General features: G+C 40.5%; 4 protein-coding genes. 1 reads left to right on the top strand and 3 read right to left on the bottom strand.

What is annotated here, in order from left to right:
- Window positions 1-113 precede the first annotated feature (113 nt).
- From ACIR310F_RS0118150 to lysA, 3 genes are read right to left on the bottom strand one after another with little or no spacing between them, the layout of a single operon-like run.
- On the bottom strand, window positions 114-863 hold the full coding sequence (locus ACIR310F_RS0118150) for an isoprenyl transferase (RefSeq protein WP_028085057.1): 750 nt from the start codon (window positions 861-863) through the stop codon (window positions 114-116).
- Window positions 860-1,849: a diadenylate cyclase CdaA gene (gene cdaA, locus ACIR310F_RS0118145; RefSeq protein WP_028085056.1), complete on the bottom strand. Its 990-nt coding sequence runs from the start codon at window positions 1,847-1,849 to the stop codon at window positions 860-862. Before cdaA ends, ACIR310F_RS0118150 begins: the two co-directional genes overlap by 4 nt.
- Window positions 1,850-1,882: 33 nt before the next feature.
- Window positions 1,883-3,295 carry a diaminopimelate decarboxylase gene (gene lysA / locus ACIR310F_RS0118140; RefSeq protein ID WP_028085055.1) on the bottom strand — a complete coding sequence of 471 codons (1,413 nt, stop codon included), beginning with the start codon at window positions 3,293-3,295 and terminating at the stop codon, window positions 1,883-1,885.
- 146 nt (window positions 3,296-3,441) lie between these two features.
- On the opposite strand from lysA, the gene rimI reads away from it, so the two are divergent.
- Entirely contained in the window at window positions 3,442-3,972 is a 531-nt protein-coding gene (gene rimI / locus ACIR310F_RS0118135; RefSeq protein WP_028085054.1) for a ribosomal protein S18-alanine N-acetyltransferase, read from the top strand.
- Window positions 3,973-4,022: the final 50 nt, after the last annotated feature.

The raw sequence follows: 4,022 nt of genomic DNA, 5'->3' as shown, positions 1-4,022 counted from the left end.
TTTTAGATTTTAGATTTTAGATTTTAGATTTTAGATTTTAGATTTTAGATTTTAGATTTTAGATTTTAGGATTTATTGTCAATCTAAAATCACCAATTTACAATCTAAAATTTTCAGACTTTCCCAAACCGTCGTTCCCGCTGTTGATAAGCAGATAAAGCCCGATGGAACTCACTGCGGTTAAAATCCGGCCAGAGAGCATCACTAATATAAATTTCTGCATAAGCCATTTGCCAAAGTAAGAAATTTGACAGGCGCATTTCCCCACTGGTACGAATTAATAAATCTGGATCTCCTATTCCTGATGTATATAAGTGACTTTCAAATAATTCTTCAGAAATTTCTTCAGGCTCTAATAAACCTTCTTTAACCTTTTGAGCGATCGCTTGACAAGCTTGTAAAATTTCTTGCCTACCGCCATAATTAGTAGCTATTGTAAAGAGAATACTACGATTATCCTTAGTTTCTGCCATAGAACGGGAAATTTCCCTCTGAAGTGCCTTTGGTAAAGCCGATAAATCACCCACAAACTGAATTTGCACATTTTCCTCCACCATTTCCCGCAATTCTTGACGCAAAACCCGCTGGAATAAAGTCATTAAAAATTCCACCTCTTCCTGTGGTCTTTTCCAGTTCTCCGTCGAAAAAGCATAGGCCGTTAGTGCTTTAATCCCCCAGTCCTTACAACAGTGCAGCAAATCCTTAAGAGCATTGACACCAGCTTTATGACCCACAATTCGGGGTAAACCTTGGCGTTTTGCCCATCGTCCATTACCATCCATAATCACCGCAACGTGCCGGGGTAGTAATTCTTGTTTTAAATCAGGGGGTAAATATTGCAATTCAGTTGGTTGTGTTATCATTTTTTATCTTCAGAAGCGGTCGTATCCCTGCCGGGAAGTGAACTACGCGTAGCGCGTCGTTGGTGTAGCCCCTCATAGATCAGACGAGGTAATCTAACTAATCGAGAAATTAATTGTAGTGACTGACCACCAAGCCGACGAACTAAACTTAAAATACCAGGTGCATGAGCTTCCCGATCTACAGTTGGGGAAAATCGAGCCTCTAAAGACTCTTTGAGCTTTTTAATAGTTAGTGGTCTATATAAAGTTCCTCTTTCGGCTAAGGAAATAGAACCGGTTTCTTCAGATACAACGACACAAATACAATTTTCTACTCTTTCGGTAATTCCCATTGCTGCCCGGTGGCGTGTTCCCAACTGGCGGGAGGCTGTGCGTCCTGAAAGTGGTAAAATTATTCCTGATGATATAATACGTGAACCACGAATTAACGTCGCTCCATCGTGTAACAAGGTTTTGGGTTGGAAAATAGTTTGGATCAGTTCTTTAGAAACCTCAGCATTTAGCTTTACCCCCGGCACGGAAAAATCTTGTTCTTCAATAGGTCTTGTAGTTTCTAAAATTAGTAAAGCGCCAATGCGATTTTTCGACAATTCTTTAACCGCATCCACAATTTCGTCAATTACACTATCCGACTTAGGAATTGCACTAGCGTTATTCACAAAACACTGCCAAAATTCACCGCGCCCCAATTGTTCTAAAAAACGGCGAAATTCTGATTGTAGTGCCACAGCCATAGCCACAGCACAGCCAATCACCAATTTTTCTAGGACAAAATTTAGCAGAGGCAATCCTAATTTACTACTCAGCGCCGAACAGAGCATTAAAATTATAAACCCTCGTACCATCCATAACGTACGCCGTTCACTAATAATTACTAGGATTATGTATGTTAGTGCCAGCACTAACATCATATCCAGAGTCCCAAGGAGCAAGGACTGTGACCAATCTCCCAGGTTTATCAGCCATTGCTTCCACCAATCTCTCATGACATCTGGATTCTTATAGTCATTGTCAACGGACTATTTAAGTCTTTCTGGTAGGCAATCTTGTCGAATCAAGTCAAGATAAGTTTCTCGCTGCAAAATTAAATTTGCTTCGCCATTGGCCACCACCACCGCTGCCGGTCGGGGAAGACGATTGTAATTAGATGCCATACTGTAATTGTATGCACCTGTTCCCATAACGACCAGAATATCATTGGCTTCAGTTTTTGGTAGTTGGGCATTTTTAATCAGAATATCCCCTGATTCGCAATGTTTACCCGCTAATGTCACTGTTTCCGTGCAGGGAACAGACATTTTATTAGCAACTACCGCCCGATAAACTGATTGGTAGGTGATAGGACGAGGATTATCTGACATTCCGCCATCAATCGCCACATAAGTGCGAATTTCGGGAACAATCTTACTAGAGCCAACAGTATAAGCAGTAACACAAGCCGTAGCAATGAGCGATCGCCCAGGTTCACAGAGTAATTTTGGTAAAGGCAGATTTTCTGATATACAAGCCGTTTGCACGACCTCACAAATCGCTTTTGACCATTCTTCAATGCTTGGTGGATCATCAGATTCTATATATTTAATCCCTAAACCACCACCAACATTTAATTCTGTAATTGTCAATCCGTGTTTAGCCGCATCTTTTAACCACTGCACCATCACAGCCGCTAAATCTCTATGTGGTTGACGTTCAAAGATTTGTGAACCAATATGAGCGTGTAAACCAACACAGTTTAGACTAGCTTGTTTACTCACAAAAGCAAACACTTCCTGTAAATCATTGGGATCAAAGCCAAATTTACTATCTAAGTGTCCGGTACGAATATATTCATGAGTATGGCATTCTATCCCCGGAGTCAAGCGTAGCATAATCCGAATCGGCGCGGCGGCAGAATTTTCTGTTTGCTCCCCTCCTATCTTCACCAACCTATATAATTCATGCCAGTTATCTGCAACAATAGTACAACCAGACTCAATTGCTAAAACTAACTCATCATCAGACTTATTATTCCCATGTAAGTAGATTTTGCTGGGATTCATACCAGCATTCAGCGCAGTATAAAGTTCTCCACCGGATACCACATCAATTCCTAACCCTTCTGAGGCCACAATGGCACAAACTGCTAAACAATTCCAGGCCTTAGAAGCATAAAGTACCTGAGATTCTCCTTGATAGTATTCTTTAAAGGTATTTCGATATTGTCTGCAAGCCGTCCGCAGGGTTTCCTCATCTAAAATATATAAAGGTGAACCATATTGCTCCACTAGGGTTGTTACGTCGCAGCCACCGATTTCCAGGTGATCATCATGATTAACTCTCGCTGTCAGGGGTAAAAGTTGTTGGTTAGGGGAAATATCAGCAGTATTGTCATTTATTGGCTGTAAATATTGACGGCCAGAAAATTGAAGTTCGACGGGGTAAGTCAATGCCATAATTACTTAAAATCGTGTTTGTGAAAATTCAGAGAATGACCATAAGTCCTCATTCCCAGTTTACCCTCTCATTGCTAATGGGTAATAGATAATTGATCATTGATCATTGGTAATTAGTCATTAAAATTCCTTAATCCTCAAAAATCGTGATTTCATCAGACTTAAAAATTCAACCTTTGACTAAAGACAATTTAACTGCGTTACTAGAACTAGATAAAGCCTGTTTCCACGGTTTGTGGACCATGGAAGGCTATCTACGCGAGTTAGAAAGTCCTAACAGTCATTTTCTGGGTTTATTTTCACCTTTTAATGACTGCGAACTCTTGGGAATGGGCTGTTTTTGGTCAATTTTAGAGGAAGCACACATTACAATTTTGGCTGTTCATCCCCTGTATCATGGTCAAGGGCTAGGAAAAGCTATATTATATTCTCTACTGCGAACTGCTACTGATATCGGTTTAGAGAGAGCCACCCTGGAAGTCCGTGATTCTAACCACGTTGCTATTTCCCTGTATCAAAAGTTTGGGTTCAAAACTGCGGGACGACGACGGGGTTATTACAAAGACAACAATGAAGATGCTTTAATTCTTTGGCTTTCTGAACTACAGCAGCCACATTTTCTCAAAAATCTGGATCAATGGGCAAGTTTCATGAATTCACCGATACTTTTTCGCTAACTAATGCTAACAAATACATAAGTTGAGATTGTCTCTCAACCAAGGCGTAT

The sequence above is a fragment of the Dolichospermum circinale AWQC310F genome, assembly GCF_000426925.1.
Classification (GTDB): Bacteria; Cyanobacteriota; Cyanobacteriia; order Cyanobacteriales; family Nostocaceae; genus Dolichospermum; species Dolichospermum circinale.
The sequence above is the reverse complement of the archived record's forward strand: the minus strand, read 5'-3'. Positions and strand labels throughout refer to the sequence as shown.

What these genes read in the sequence shown, in the direction of transcription:
- ACIR310F_RS0118150 (WP_028085057.1), bottom strand. Translation starts at nt 863, where the DNA reads ATGATAACACAACCAACTGAATTGCAATATTTACCCCCTGATTTAAAA.
- cdaA (WP_028085056.1), bottom strand. Translation starts at nt 1,849, where the DNA reads ATGAGAGATTGGTGGAAGCAATGGCTGATAAACCTGGGAGATTGGTCA.
- lysA (WP_028085055.1), bottom strand. Translation starts at nt 3,295, where the DNA reads ATGGCATTGACTTACCCCGTCGAACTTCAATTTTCTGGCCGTCAATAT.